Genomic DNA, 14145 nt, shown 5'->3' with positions numbered 1-14145 from the left:
GCAGAGAGGTCACACCCGTTCCCATACCGAACACGGAAGTTAAGCTCTCTAGCGCCGATGGTAGTTGGGACCTTGTCCCTGTGAGAGTAGGACGTCGCCAAGCAACTAAAACACGAGTCAAATGACTCGTGTTTTTTCGTGTTTTATTTTATAATCCATAGTAATAAAAAATGTGTTTAAAGTATTCATATTTTGTTTAAATACAGGGGAATGTGGCTAGGATAGTGAATAAGCAAAAGAGTTGCAAATTTTATTAATACGTATATAATTAAAGTCAAAGATAGTCAAAGTCAATAAAGGTGGCGGATAAATGAGAAATATATCTGATATCATTGAGCAATATCTAAAGCAAGTTATTGACTTAAGTAATAATAATGTGATTGAAATCAAGAGAAATGAGATTGCGGATCGATTCGAGTGCGTACCATCTCAAATCAATTATGTAATCAATACCCGTTTTACGTTAGAAAGAGGATTTGTAGTAGAAAGTAAACGTGGTGGAGGAGGTTACATTCGCATTATAAAAGTCAAACTGCATGATGATATAGACATTATTGATCAAATGCTTCATATGATTGATCATAGCGTTGCGCAAGGGAATGCAGAAAGTATGATTATACGTTTAATAGAAGAGGGAATCATAACAAATCGTGAAGCGAAACTGATGTTAAGTGTAATAGACCGTTCTGTATTATCAATGGATGTTCCTTCTCGAGATGAACTTAGGGCTCGAATATTATGCGCAATGTTAAGAACACTGAAATATAAATAAATATAACTTTTGTAAAAGATTGATAACTAAGATAAAGCAGTTAAATATTGTAGAAGTTTTGAAAAAGAACATGCACTTTTATTTAAATGGATTCAGGAAAGCGAACAATCTAGTAATGTATGAAAAGTACCATGAGATAGAGCGTTCCTGTTGTAAAGGTGGGGATAGTGATGACTTGTCAAAACTGTAACATAAGACCAGCAACTTTACATTATACAAAAGTAATTAACGAGAAGAAGGCGGAAGTTCATCTTTGTGAGCAATGTGCAGAGCAAAGTGGCTATACGTCTTTCTTTCAATCATCGCAGTCTAACTTTTCATTTCATGATTTATTTGCTGGTTTATTACACGGTGAATCAACAATGTTTGAAGAAGGAAAAAATGGATTTTCAAATGCAGATATAGTAAGGTGTCCAGATTGTAAGATGACATATGAACAATTTACAAAAGTCGGACGTTTTGGCTGTTCTTCTTGTTACGATACATTTAAGGAGCATTTAAAGCCATTATTAAAACGCCTTCACGGTGGGCATACAGAACATTGTGGAAAAATTCCGGAACGTATAGAAGGAAATATCCACTTAAAGAAAGAATTAGATGAACTAAAACTTATTCTGAAACAATACGTACAGAAAGAGGAATTTGAGAAAGCTGCAGAGGTAAGGGATAAAATCCGAGGTCTTGAAATACAGCTTAGTGAGCATAGGGAGGGGGAATAATTCTATGTCACTGGACAAAATTATGAACGAAGCAATTAGTCCATGGATGAAGGGGGATGGCCCTGATTCTGATATTGTTTTAAGTAGTCGAATTCGTTTGGCTCGTAATTTTAAACAATATCAATTTTCCACTATGCAAAACGAAGAAGAAGCTAAACAGATTCATGAACTATTCAAAAAGAAATTTATAAATAAAGCAGTAGGGTCCTTTGGGGAGTTTGGACTATTAAAGATGAATGAATTAACCCCTCTTCAAAGGAGAGTTTTAGTCGAAAAGCATTTAATTAGTCCAAATCTTGCAGGGACAGAATATGGAGCATGTCTACTATCAGAAAGTGAACATATTAGTGTTATGCTTAATGAAGAAGACCATATTCGGATTCAGTGCCTATTTTCAGGATTACAGTTATCAGAGGCGCTTCAAAGCGCCAATCAAATAGATAATTGGATTGAGAAAGAAGTTGAATACGCTTTTGATGAGTCACTTGGATATATTACAAGTTGTCCTACTAATGTTGGCACAGGGTTAAGAGCTTCTGTGATGATTCATTTACCGGGACTGGTTTTAACAAAAAGAATTAGCCGTATTATACAAGTAATTCAAAAATTAGGGTTAGTAGTAAGAGGAATATACGGTGAAGGTAGCGAAGCGTTAGGTAATATATTTCAAGTTTCAAATCAAATGACGCTAGGAAAGTCTGAAGAAGATATTATTGCAGATTTAAAGAGTGTCATTCAACAAATTATACAGCAAGAAAAAATAGCTAGAGAATTAATTGTACAAAATTCAAGTATTGAACTTGAAGATAAGGTTTATCGTTCTTACGGCATACTAGCAAACAGTCGTTTAATTCAATCTGCAGAAGCAGCCAATTGCTTATCGGATGTACGACTTGGTATTGATCTAGGATATATAAAAGGTATATCGAGAAATATTTTGACTGAGCTAATGGTTCTTACACAACCAGGTATTTTACAACAATACGCAGGTGGACCTTTAGGGCCAGAAGAAAGAGATTATCGAAGAGCAACCTTAATCCGTGAGCGATTACGTATTGAAAAAAACTAAGCGCAAGTAGGAGGCGATTTCTATGATGTTTGGAAGATTTACAGAAAGAGCACAGAAAGTATTAGCTTTATCTCAAGAGGAAGCAATTCGTATTGGGCATAATAATATTGGAACAGAACATATTTTACTTGGGCTTGTACGCGAAGGTGAAGGAATTGCAGCAAAAGCATTAATTGCTCTTGGATTAAGTCCAGAGAAAGTTCAAAAAGAAGTAGAAGCGTTAATTGGGCGTGGAACAGAAGCTTCTCAAACTGTACATTATACACCTCGTGCTAAAAAGGTTATTGAATTATCTATGGATGAAGCGCGTAAGCTAGGCCATTCTTACGTTGGAACAGAACACATTTTACTCGGTTTAATCCGTGAAGGTGAAGGTGTAGCCGCACGTGTTTTAAATAATTTAGGTGTAAGTCTAAATAAAGCAAGACAACAAGTTTTACAACTTCTTGGAAGTAATGAAGCTAGTTCAGGTCATCAAGGTGGTTCAGCATCAAATGCAAATACACCGACACTTGACAGTTTAGCAAGGGACTTAACAGTTGTTGCGCGTGAAAATCGCTTAGACCCTGTTATTGGACGTGGTAAAGAAATTCAACGTGTAATTGAGGTATTAAGCCGTAGAACGAAAAACAACCCAGTATTAATTGGTGAGCCTGGTGTAGGTAAAACGGCAATTGCAGAAGGATTAGCACAGCAAATTGTAAATAATGAAGTTCCTGAAACTTTAAGAGATAAGCGTGTTATGACACTAGATATGGGTACAGTGGTAGCTGGAACGAAATATCGCGGTGAATTTGAAGATCGTTTAAAGAAAGTGATGGATGAAATTCGCCAAGCAGGCAATATTATTCTATTTATTGATGAGCTTCATACATTAATTGGTGCAGGTGGAGCAGAAGGTGCAATCGATGCATCGAATATTTTAAAACCATCTTTAGCACGAGGAGAGTTACAATGTATTGGGGCAACAACTTTAGATGAGTATCGTAAATATATTGAAAAAGACGCGGCTTTAGAAAGACGTTTTCAACCAATTCATGTTGATGAGCCAAGTTTAGAAGAATCGATTCAAATCTTGAAAGGTTTACGTGATCGTTATGAGGCGCATCACCGTGTATCTATTACAGATGACGCTATTGATGCAGCTGTAAAACTTTCAGATCGTTATATTACAGATCGCTTTTTACCAGATAAAGCAATTGATTTAATTGATGAAGCTGCTTCAAAAGTTCGCTTACGTTCTTATACAACACCACCAAACTTAAAAGAGCTTGAAGTGAAGCTTGAGGAGATTCGAAAAGAAAAAGATGCAGCTGTACAAAGTCAAGAATTTGAAAAGGCTGCATCCTTACGTGATATGGAGCAACGCTTACGTGAGAAGTTAGAAGATACAAAACGTCAATGGAAAGAGCAACAAGGAAAAGAAAATTCAGAGGTTACGGTAGAAGATATTGCAAATGTCGTTTCTACATGGACGCGTATCCCAGTTTCTAAACTTGCACAAACAGAGACTGATAAATTATTAAATTTAGAATCCATTCTCCATGATCGTTTGATTGGTCAAGATGAAGCAGTAGTAGCTGTAGCAAAAGCTGTTCGTCGTGCAAGAGCAGGATTAAAAGATCCGAAGCGCCCAATTGGTTCATTTATTTTCTTAGGGCCAACAGGTGTAGGTAAAACAGAACTTGCAAGAGCACTAGCAGAATCTATGTTCGGTGATGAAGATGCAATGATTCGCATCGATATGTCAGAATACATGGAGAAGCATTCTACTTCCCGTTTAGTTGGTTCTCCTCCAGGATATGTTGGATATGAAGAAGGTGGACAATTAACAGAGAAAGTTCGTCGCAAGCCATATTCAGTTGTCTTATTAGATGAGGTAGAGAAAGCTCATCCGGATGTGTTTAATATTTTACTACAAGTATTAGAAGATGGTCGTTTAACAGATTCTAAAGGACGTACAGTTGATTTCCGTAATACGATTGTTATTATGACGTCTAACGTTGGTGCCGAGGCGTTAAAACGTAACAAACATCTTGGATTTAATGTACAAGATGAAAGCCGTGATTATTCGGATATGAAAGGTAAAGTAATGGATGAGCTGAAAAAGGCATTTCGTCCAGAATTCTTAAACCGTATTGATGAAATTATCGTATTCCATATGCTTGAGAAAAAACATATTCAAGAGATTGTAACTCTTATGGTAAATCAGTTAGTTAATCGCTTAAAAGAACAAGAAATCGAATTGCACTTAACGGAAGGGGCAATTTCAGCTATTGCAGATAAAGGATTTGATCGTGAGTATGGCGCTCGTCCACTTCGCAGAGCAATTCAGAAACATGTAGAAGATAGACTATCAGAAGAACTTTTAAAAGGTGCTATTGAGAAAGGACAAAAAGTTATCTTTGATGTAGAAGGAGAATCATTTGTCATTCATAGTGCGGAAAAGGTAAAATAAGTATAGACAAACAAAGAGGGCTACGCGATAGCCCTCTTTCTTGTACGAGAAGGATAAACGTTTATAGACGAAAGTGAAGTGAACTATAAAAAGGTATGGCTAAAAAGAAAACGAAATTTATATGTCAAGAATGTGGTTATCAGTCACCAAAATATATGGGTAAATGTCCTGGATGTGGTCAATGGAATACACTTGTTGAAGAAATGGAGCCAGTTGTATCATCTAGGCGCCTTAATTACGCGAATGCAATTCAAACGGAAGTAACAAAACCAAGACGTCTTACCGAAGTAGAAACAAAGTCTGAGGCACGTATTGAAACGGAATTTCAAGAGTTTAATCGTGTGCTTGGTGGTGGAATTGTAGATGGGTCCTTAGTGCTTATTGGTGGAGACCCTGGGATTGGAAAATCAACATTACTATTACAGATTTCATCACAATTAGCAGATTCTTCATATGATGTATTATACATATCGGGTGAGGAGTCGGCAAAGCAGATTAAACTTCGTGCAGATCGTTTGCATGTAAAGGGTAGCAATCTATTTGTTGTAGCAGAGACAGACCTGCAGCGTATTGCAGCACATATTGAAGAGATGAATCCAGCTTTTGTTGTTATTGATTCTATTCAAACGATACATTTACCTGAAGTGACGTCAGCACCAGGAAGTGTGGCACAAGTACGTGAATGTACAGCGGAATTAATGAAACTTGCAAAAACAAAAGGAATCCCTATTTTCATTGTCGGGCATGTGACAAAAGAAGGAGCAATTGCAGGACCTCGTATGTTAGAACATATGGTCGATGCAGTTCTTTACTTTGAAGGAGATCGACACCATACGTATCGTATTTTACGGGCTGTGAAGAACCGTTTTGGTTCCACGAATGAAATGGGTATCTTTGAAATGAAAGAGCTTGGTCTTGCGGAAGTTTTAAATCCTTCTGAAATCTTCCTTGAGGAAAGGCCGGTTGGTGTTGCAGGATCAACAGTAGTTGCTTCAATGGAAGGAACAAGACCGGTTTTAGTAGAAATACAAGCATTAATCTCCCCTACTAGTTTTGGAAATCCTCGAAGAATGGCGACGGGAATTGATCATAACCGTGTTTCGCTTATTATGGCAGTATTAGAAAAAAGAACAGGTTTACTATTGCAAAATCAAGATGCATATTTAAAAGTAGCTGGTGGTTTGAAATTAGACGAACCGGCAATTGATTTAGCAGTGGCTTTAAGTATAGCCTCAAGTTTTAGGGATAAATCTACGGCACCAACTGATGCAGTAATAGGAGAAGTAGGATTAACTGGAGAAATAAGAAGAGTATCAAGAATCGAACAACGTGTACAAGAAGCGGCTAAATTAGGATTTCAACGTGTTATTATTCCTAGAAAAAACTTAGGAGGATGGACAATTCCGGATGGGATTGAGGTTGTAGGTGTTTCTAATTTAGGAGAAGCGCTTCGTTTGACATTAGGAGGCTAGGCTATGGAAGAAAATAAGCAACGTGTCAAAAGTATGATTAATATTTTACAGCTCGTGGCCCCAGGAACACCACTGCGTGAAGGGATAGATAATGTACTTCGCGCACAAACAGGGGGGCTAATTGTTCTTGGATATAATGAGCAGATTAAAAGTATTGTGGATGGTGGTTTTCACATTAATTGTGCATTCTCTCCTGCTAGTTTATATGAATTAGCAAAAATGGACGGGGCACTTATTTTAAATGAAACGGGAAGTAAAATTTTAATAGCGAATGCACAGTTAGTTCCAGAGGCATCTATTGATTCTATTGAAACCGGTATGCGTCACCGAACAGCAGAACGTGTAGCGAAGCAGACGGGCAGCCTTGTTGTGGCCATTTCACAAAGACGTAACGTAATTACGCTATATCAAGGGAACTTACGTTATACACTAAAAGATATAGGGGTTATTTTAACAAAGGCAAACCAAGCTATTCAAACGTTAGAAAAATATAAGGCTGTATGGAATGATGGTATTACGAATTTGGGCATTCTAGAATTTGAAGAGGTCGTTACAATGTCTGAGGTAGTTCACGTTTTACATAGTGTTGAAATGGTACTGCGTATTAAAAATGAAATATTGAGCTATATTCATGAGCTAGGAACAGAAGGTAGGTTAATTCGTTTACAGCTTACAGAATTACTAGCTGATTTAGAAGCAGAGGCAGCATTGTTAATTAAAGATTACCATCAGGAGAAAACACAAGACCATCATCAAATTTTGAAAAAGTTACAGGACCTTGCAAATACACAACTTTTAGAGGATAGTGATTTAGTTAAATTACTTGGTTACCCAGGGCAAACCAGTTTAGAAGAAAGTGTGACGCCAAGGGGATATCGAATTACAAGCAAAATCTCTCGTGTTCCGCCACTTATCATTGAAAATTTAATTAATCGATTCAAAACGTTGCAAGGAGTTTGTCGCGCGACTATTCAGGAATTGGATGATGTGGAAGGAATTGGGGAAGTAAGGGCGAAGAAAATACGAGAAGGCTTAAAAAGAATTCAAGAGCATCTATATATGAGTAGACACAATTAAGAATATTACATTGATTCCATAATATAACGACACTAGAACATTTTTGGTATATGATATGATATATTGGTAAATAAAACTATTTATAAAAAAACACGTCCGCTTTTGCATTCGGCGTTTTGATTAGCGAAACAATGGTTAATAATGAGTAGGAGGTGGTTGGATGTTAAAACGGATCGTACAGCTCTTCTTTCTAGTGATCGGGGGAGCGTTAGGGATTTACTTAATCCCAAAAGTTATTAATGTATTAGACATCGGTGCTGTTCCTTTATTGGAAGGATCGTATGTTCGTGCGATTATTGGTGCAATTATTTTATTTTTAACAACATTTTGGCTTGTAGATTATATTGTTCAACTTATTAAGCATATTGAAGAGGCTCTTGTAAAGGCGCCTGTAGCAGATGTTTTATTTGGTACATTAGGATTGATCTCTGGTCTTATTGTTGCATATTTAATTTTAATACCGATTCGTGAATTTACAATTCCGGTTATTAGTACGGTATTGCAAGTGTTCTTCACTCTTTTACTTGGATATTTAGGATTCCAAGTAGGATTTAAAAAGAGGAATGAATTGCTAGGATTATTTACATTACCCCAACGCGGAGGTAAGAAGAAAAATAATAACGAGAACGAAGAGGCAGAAGCAGAAAAATCTACGACTCATTGGAAAATTCTCGATACGAGTGTAATTATCGATGGACGTATTGCTGACATTTGCCAAACGAAGTTTTTGGAAGGAACAATTGTGATTCCACAATTCGTATTAGAAGAGCTTCAGCATATTGCCGATTCTTCCGATGCTTTAAAGCGTAATCGTGGTCGCAGAGGACTAGACATTTTAAATCGTATTCAAAAAGAGATGCCGATTCCGGTAGAAATTTATGAAGGCGATTTCGAGGATATCCAAGAGGTGGATAGCAAACTTGTAAAGTTAGCAAAAATCACCGGTGGAACTGTAGTAACGAATGATTTTAACTTAAATAAAGTTTCTGAATTACAAGGAGTAACAGTGTTAAACATTAATGATTTAGCTAATGCAATTAAACCAGTTGTACTCCCTGGCGAAGAATTAAATGTTTATGTTGTGAAAGATGGTAAAGAGCAAAACCAAGGTGTTGCGTACTTAGATGATGGTACGATGATTGTAGTAGAAGATGGTAGAGAGTATGTAGGTTCGCAACTTAATGTACTGGTTACTAGCGTATTACAAACATCAGCTGGTCGTATGATTTTCGCAAAACGTAAATTATTAGAAAAAGCATTATAGGTAGAGGATTATTAATATGTATACATTAATTATTCCGGCAGCCGGCCAAGGAAAGCGGATGGGTGCTGGCAAAAATAAGTTGTTCTTACTTATAAATGAAGTACCGATTATCGTTCATACATTACGTGCTTTTGAAAGAGATAAAGCGTGCAAAAGTATTGTTATGGCAATTAACGAAGAGGAACGCCCGTATTTTGAAGAATTAATGCAGAAGTATCCGATTGAAAAACAGGTACAATTTATTCAGGGTGGAGCCGAAAGACAAGATAGTGTATATAACGCGATTCAGCATGCGAGTGATGTTGAATACGTTCTTGTACATGACGGAGCGCGCCCATTCGTAACGAATAAAGTGATTCAAGATGTATTAACAGCAGCAGAAAAATATGGAGCTTCCATTTGTGCAGTGCCAGTAAAGGATACAGTTAAGAAGGTAGAGCAAGGTGTTGTTGTCGAAACGGTAGAACGATCTCAGCTTAAGGCTGTACAAACACCGCAAGGGTTCTCTGTTTCTCTTTTGCTAGAAGCTCATAGAAGTGCAAAACAGAGCTGTTTTCTTGGTACAGATGATGCAAGTCTCGTGGAACGTATTGGAAAGCAAGTAGGTGTAGTAGAAGGGAGTTACTATAATATTAAAGTGACGACTCCAGAGGATTTACTAATTGCTGAAAGTTTCCTTCATGTTCTGAAAAAATAGCCGTGATAGTGTATAACAAAGAAAAGCTCGGCAATGGCCGGGCTTTTCTTTGTAAGGATATCGATATAATATAGAGTCATAAAGCTCAGTGGTTTAGCTCAAGGAGGATGTAAAGAATGTTTCGAATTGGACAAGGTTTTGACGTGCATGAATTTGCAGAAGGTAGACCGTTAATTATTGGCGGAATTACAATTCCACACGAGAAAGGATTAATCGGCCATTCAGATGCAGATGTATTGTTACATACGATTGCTGATGCATGTTTAGGTGCCATTGCAGCAGGAGATATCGGAAAGCATTTTCCTGATACAGACCCAGCTTTTAAAGATGCAGATTCAGCTGTATTGTTGCAAAAAGTTTGGGAATTTGTGCGTGAACAAGGTTACGAGTTAGGGAATTTAGATTGTACAATCATTGCTCAAAAGCCAAAAATGGCACCGCATATTGAAAGTATGCGTAAACGTATTAGTGAACTGTTAGAAACGTCTATAGATAACATTAATGTAAAGGCAACTACAACAGAAAAATTAGGATTTACAGGTAGGGAAGAAGGAATTGCCTCTCAAGCAGTGGTATTATTACAGAAAAAATAATGGTTTTTAATTCGTAAGATGGATAATCACATTTTTTTGTTGTACAATTATAGAATGTGTAGACATTAAGAATGGAAGGTGTACCAATTATGGAAAAGCAAGTGAGAGTGCGCTATGCGCCAAGTCCAACAGGACACTTACATATCGGAAATGCGCGTACGGCATTATTTAATTATTTATTTGCTCGTCATTTAGATGGCAAGTTTATTATTCGTATTGAAGATACTGATGTAAAACGTAACGTGGCTGGTGGAGAAGAAAGCCAATTAAAATACTTAAAATGGCTCGGTATGGACTGGGATGAAGGTGTTGATGTTGGCGGTGAATTTGGACCATATCGTCAAACAGAGCGTTTAGATATTTATAAAAAATTATATCTAGATTTATTAGAGCGTGGTTTAGCTTACAAATGTTATATGACAGAAGAAGAGCTAGAAGCAGAGCGTGAAGGACAAATTTCTCGTGGTGAAACACCTCGTTATGCAGGTAACCACCGTGATTTAACTGAAGAACAAATGAAAGAATTTGAAGCTGAGGGACGTATTCCGAGTATTCGTTTCCGTGTACCAGCTAATCGTGATTACACATTCAAAGACATCGTAAAAGACGAAGTTGCATTCCATTCAAATGATTTTGGTGATTTTGTTATCGTGAAAAAAGATGGAATCCCAACTTATAACTTTGCGGTAGCAGTAGATGATCACTTAATGGAGATTACACATGTACTTCGTGGTGATGATCATATTTCAAACACGCCAAAACAAATGATGATTTATGAAGCTTTCGGTTGGGATATCCCACAATTCGGTCATATGACTTTAATTGTAAATGAAAGTCGTAAAAAATTAAGCAAGCGTGATGAATCTATTATTCAATTTATTGAGCAATATAAAGAGCTTGGATATCTTCCAGAAGCAATCTTTAACTTTATTGCGCTATTAGGTTGGTCACCAGTAGGTGAAGAAGAAATCTTCTCTAAAGATGAGTTTATCAAAATGTTTGATGCAGCTCGTTTATCAAAATCACCTGCATTATTTGATTCTCAAAAACTAAAATGGATGAACAACCAGTATATGAAAAAGCAAGATTTAGATACGGTTGTAGAGTTAAGTTTACCGCATTTAGTGAAAGCTGGACGTGTGGGAGAAACTTTAAGTGAACAAGATCAAGATTGGATCCGTGGTGTAATTGCTTTATACCATGAACAAATGAGTTTTGGAGCTGAAATTGTAGAGCTTTCTGAAATGTTCTTCAAAGATCATGTTGATTATGAAGAAGAAGGACAAGAAGTATTAAAAGGTGAACAAGTACCAGAAGTACTTCGTGCATTTGCTGGTCAAGTAGAAGCACTAGAAGCGATGGAACCAACAGCAATTAAGGCGGCTATTAAAGCAGTTCAAAAGGAAACAGGTCATAAAGGTAAAAACTTATTTATGCCAATCCGTGTTGCAACTACTGGTCAAACACATGGTCCAGAGCTTCCGAATGCTATTGCACTTCTTGGAAAAGAAAAAGTTTTAAATCGTCTTCAAAAAGTAATTGGTTAACATTTTCTAGGTTTAGAAATATAATAAGTATACTTAAAACCTAATAAGGAAAAGCGACGAGAAGGAGAAGTAGAAAATCAGGCTTTTTACAGAGAGAACCACCTTTAGGCTGGAAGTGGTTTATAAGCGGATTTTTGAAATGCCCCTTCGAGTCTTCTGCTGAACAGTAAATTGTTTTGCGAAACGTCTTAGGGCGTAAAGTAAGCAGAAGCGGTGTACACCGTTATCAGAGATGAGTTTGAGGCTTTTTTAGCCTAAACAGAGTGGAACCGCGCTTATAAGGCGTCTCTGTCAATATGACAGAGGCGTCTTTTTTTATACCGTAAAACTGGGTATGAGTATAAATTTTATCTACGTGTATAAAGATTTAGGGAGATAAGTAGGGAGTTAGTTCATTCGAAAAAGCAGCCCATAAAGGGGAGGGAACGTCGATGTTTAAGAGGCTTCGGGAAGATATTGAAGTCGTTTTTGAACAGGATCCAGCGGCAAGAAGTTATTTCGAAGTCATTTTGACTTACTCTGGATTACATGCAGTTTGGGCCCATCGAATTGCACATGCTTTTTATAAAAAAAATTTCTTCTTTATTGCACGTTGGATCTCACAAGTTAGTCGTTTCTTTACTGGCATTGAGATTCATCCAGGAGCAACAATTGGTCGTCGTTTTTTCATAGACCATGGAATGGGGGTTGTAATTGGAGAAACGTGCGAAATTGGTGATAATGTAACGATCTATCAAGGGGTTACATTAGGTGGTACGGGTAAAGAAAAGGGAAAGAGGCACCCTACAATTCAGGATAATGTATTAATTGCAACAGGTGCTAAAGTACTAGGTTCTATTACAGTTGGAGAGAATTCTAAAATTGGAGCAGGTTCTGTCGTATTAAAAGAAGTCCCTGCACATTCTACAGTTGTAGGTATACCTGGCCGAGTCGTTATTCAAAATGGAGTAAAAATCGGTCAAGAATTAAATCATTCTGACCTTCCAGACCCAATTTTTGATAAGTTAAAGGTCATGGAAGTAGAACTTGATAAATTGAAAAAACAACTTGAAGTAAAGGTAGAAAGGAAGGATAAAAATGACTATTCACATTTATAATACGTTAACACGTCAAAAGGAAGAGTTTACTCCATTAGAAGAAAATAAGGTAAAGATGTATGTGTGTGGACCTACAGTTTATAACTATATTCACATTGGGAATGCAAGACCACCTATGGTATTTGATACGGTACGCCGTTATTTAGAATATAAAGGGTATGATGTGCAGTATGTGTCCAACTTTACTGACGTAGATGATAAATTAATTAAAGCAGCAAATGAATTAGGTGAAGATGTGCCGACAATTGCTGACCGTTTCGTTGAAGCGTACTTTGAGGATGTAACGGCACTAGGTTGCAAACACGCAACAGTTCATCCGCGTGTAACGGAAAATATGGATATCATTATTGAATTTATTCAAGAACTTGTGAATAAAGGATATGCATATGAATCAGAAGGTGATGTGTACTTTAGAACGAAGGAATTCGAAGGATACGGTAAATTATCGCATCAACCAATCGCAGACTTACGTCACGGTGCGCGTATTGAAGTAGGAGAAAAGAAACAAGACCCTCTTGATTTTGCTTTATGGAAAGATGCTAAAGAAGGAGAAATCTTCTGGGAAAGCCCTTGGGGGAAAGGTCGTCCAGGCTGGCATATTGAATGCTCGGCAATGGCACGTAAATACTTAGGAGATACAATCGATATTCATGCTGGTGGTCAAGACTTAGCATTTCCTCATCATGAGAATGAAATTGCGCAGTCTGAGGCGTTAACTGGAAAAACATTTGCACGTTACTGGATGCACAATGGATATATTAATATTAATAATGAGAAGATGTCTAAGTCATTGGGGAACTTTATTTTAGTTCACGATATCATTAAGCAATATAATCCGCAGTTAATTAGATTCTTTATGCTATCGGTACATTACCGTCATCCAATTAATTTCAGTGAAGAGTTATTACAAAGCACAAATAACGGACTGGAAAGAATTAAGACGGCTTACGGTAACTTAAAACACCGTATGGAGAGTAGTACTGATTTAACAGACCATAATGAGAAATGGTTAGCGGAACTGGAAAAATTCCAGACTGCATTTGAAGAAGCGATGAATGATGACTTCAACACTGCTAATGCAATCACTGAGTTATATAATGTGGCAAATCATGCGAATCAATATTTACTGGAAGAACATACGTCTACAGTGGTAATTGAAGCATACGTAAAACAACTTGAAACATTATTTGATATTTTAGGGTTAGAATTAGCGCAAGAAGAGTTGCTTGATGAAGAAATTGAGGCACTTATTCAAAAACGCATTGAAGCTCGTAAAAATCGTGATTTTGCATTATCAGATCAAATTCGCGATGACTTAAAAGACCGTAATATTATTTTAGAAGATACCGCTCAAGGTACAAGATGGAAAAGAGGATAAGA

12 protein-coding genes, 1 rRNA gene and 1 other annotated feature are annotated in these 14145 nt (G+C 37.0%); all 13 genes read left to right on the top strand.

The window, feature by feature from the left end; genetic code table 11:
• Positions 1-103 (top strand): 5S ribosomal RNA (rrf, locus tag ACS2FK_RS28120); the annotation flags it as partial.
• Positions 104-310: 207 nt separating this feature from the next.
• Positions 311-772 carry a transcriptional regulator CtsR gene (ctsR, locus tag ACS2FK_RS28115; RefSeq protein WP_001244560.1) on the top strand — a complete coding sequence of 154 codons (462 nt, stop codon included), beginning with the start codon at positions 311-313 and terminating at the stop codon, positions 770-772.
• Positions 773-942: 170 nt separating this feature from the next.
• Positions 943-1491 carry a UvrB/UvrC motif-containing protein gene (locus ACS2FK_RS28110; protein WP_000128385.1) on the top strand — a complete coding sequence of 183 codons (549 nt, stop codon included), beginning with the start codon at positions 943-945 and terminating at the stop codon, positions 1489-1491.
• 4 nt (positions 1492-1495) lie between these two features.
• Positions 1496-2560, top strand: coding sequence for a protein arginine kinase (locus ACS2FK_RS28105; protein ID WP_000050836.1), 1065 nt, complete (start codon positions 1496-1498; stop codon positions 2558-2560).
• A gap of 22 nt (positions 2561-2582) precedes the next feature.
• Positions 2583-5018, top strand: a complete 2436-nt coding sequence (gene clpC, locus ACS2FK_RS28100) for an ATP-dependent protease ATP-binding subunit ClpC (protein WP_000971170.1) — start codon at positions 2583-2585, stop codon at positions 5016-5018.
• Positions 5019-5113: 95 nt separating this feature from the next.
• Positions 5114-6490 (top strand): DNA repair protein RadA, encoded by a 1377-nt coding sequence (gene radA, locus ACS2FK_RS28095; RefSeq protein ID WP_001085199.1) that lies wholly within the window; start codon positions 5114-5116, stop codon positions 6488-6490.
• 3 nt (positions 6491-6493) lie between these two features.
• Positions 6494-7567 (top strand): DNA integrity scanning diadenylate cyclase DisA, encoded by a 1074-nt coding sequence (gene disA, locus ACS2FK_RS28090; protein ID WP_063546189.1) that lies wholly within the window; start codon positions 6494-6496, stop codon positions 7565-7567.
• Positions 7568-7727: 160 nt separating this feature from the next.
• On the top strand, positions 7728-8831 hold the full coding sequence (locus ACS2FK_RS28085) for a PIN/TRAM domain-containing protein (RefSeq protein WP_000919679.1): 1104 nt from the start codon (positions 7728-7730) through the stop codon (positions 8829-8831).
• Between the two features lie 16 nt (positions 8832-8847).
• Positions 8848-9528, top strand: coding sequence for a 2-C-methyl-D-erythritol 4-phosphate cytidylyltransferase (ispD, locus tag ACS2FK_RS28080; RefSeq protein ID WP_000288307.1), 681 nt, complete (start codon positions 8848-8850; stop codon positions 9526-9528).
• Between the two features lie 116 nt (positions 9529-9644).
• Positions 9645-10121: a 2-C-methyl-D-erythritol 2,4-cyclodiphosphate synthase gene (gene ispF / locus ACS2FK_RS28075; RefSeq protein ID WP_000488386.1), complete on the top strand. Its 477-nt coding sequence runs from the start codon at positions 9645-9647 to the stop codon at positions 10119-10121.
• Positions 10122-10210: 89 nt separating this feature from the next.
• Complete coding sequence (gltX, locus tag ACS2FK_RS28070) at positions 10211-11668, top strand: glutamate--tRNA ligase (RefSeq protein ID WP_063546191.1); 1458 nt, start codon at positions 10211-10213, stop codon at positions 11666-11668.
• Between the two features lie 47 nt (positions 11669-11715).
• Positions 11716-11961: a binding site (T-box leader), on the top strand.
• Positions 11962-12099: 138 nt separating this feature from the next.
• The gene (gene cysE, locus ACS2FK_RS28065; protein WP_000476500.1) at positions 12100-12765 is read left to right on the top strand and encodes a serine O-acetyltransferase; all 666 of its coding nucleotides are present in this window, start codon (positions 12100-12102) and stop codon (positions 12763-12765) included.
• Positions 12746-14143, top strand: coding sequence for a cysteine--tRNA ligase (gene cysS / locus ACS2FK_RS28060; protein ID WP_000152273.1), 1398 nt, complete (start codon positions 12746-12748; stop codon positions 14141-14143). Before cysE ends, cysS begins: the two co-directional genes overlap by 20 nt.
• Positions 14144-14145: the final 2 nt, after the last annotated feature.

Origin of the sequence: Bacillus cereus group sp. BceL220, assembly GCF_051776965.1 — a bacterium.
Taxonomy (GTDB): domain Bacteria; phylum Bacillota; class Bacilli; order Bacillales; family Bacillaceae_G; genus Bacillus_A; species Bacillus_A cereus.
The sequence above is the reverse complement of the archived record's forward strand: the minus strand, read 5'-3'. Positions and strand labels throughout refer to the sequence as shown.

What these genes read in the sequence shown, in the direction of transcription:
- cysS (WP_000152273.1), top strand. Translation starts at nt 12,746, where the DNA reads ATGACTATTCACATTTATAATACGTTAACACGTCAAAAGGAAGAGTTT.
- ispF (WP_000488386.1), top strand. Translation starts at nt 9,645, where the DNA reads ATGTTTCGAATTGGACAAGGTTTTGACGTGCATGAATTTGCAGAAGGT.
- ACS2FK_RS28105 (WP_000050836.1), top strand. Translation starts at nt 1,496, where the DNA reads ATGTCACTGGACAAAATTATGAACGAAGCAATTAGTCCATGGATGAAG.
- disA (WP_063546189.1), top strand. Translation starts at nt 6,494, where the DNA reads ATGGAAGAAAATAAGCAACGTGTCAAAAGTATGATTAATATTTTACAG.
- gltX (WP_063546191.1), top strand. Translation starts at nt 10,211, where the DNA reads ATGGAAAAGCAAGTGAGAGTGCGCTATGCGCCAAGTCCAACAGGACAC.
- ACS2FK_RS28110 (WP_000128385.1), top strand. Translation starts at nt 943, where the DNA reads ATGACTTGTCAAAACTGTAACATAAGACCAGCAACTTTACATTATACA.
- ACS2FK_RS28085 (WP_000919679.1), top strand. Translation starts at nt 7,728, where the DNA reads ATGTTAAAACGGATCGTACAGCTCTTCTTTCTAGTGATCGGGGGAGCG.
- cysE (WP_000476500.1), top strand. Translation starts at nt 12,100, where the DNA reads ATGTTTAAGAGGCTTCGGGAAGATATTGAAGTCGTTTTTGAACAGGAT.
- ispD (WP_000288307.1), top strand. Translation starts at nt 8,848, where the DNA reads ATGTATACATTAATTATTCCGGCAGCCGGCCAAGGAAAGCGGATGGGT.
- radA (WP_001085199.1), top strand. Translation starts at nt 5,114, where the DNA reads ATGGCTAAAAAGAAAACGAAATTTATATGTCAAGAATGTGGTTATCAG.
- ctsR (WP_001244560.1), top strand. Translation starts at nt 311, where the DNA reads ATGAGAAATATATCTGATATCATTGAGCAATATCTAAAGCAAGTTATT.
- clpC (WP_000971170.1), top strand. Translation starts at nt 2,583, where the DNA reads ATGATGTTTGGAAGATTTACAGAAAGAGCACAGAAAGTATTAGCTTTA.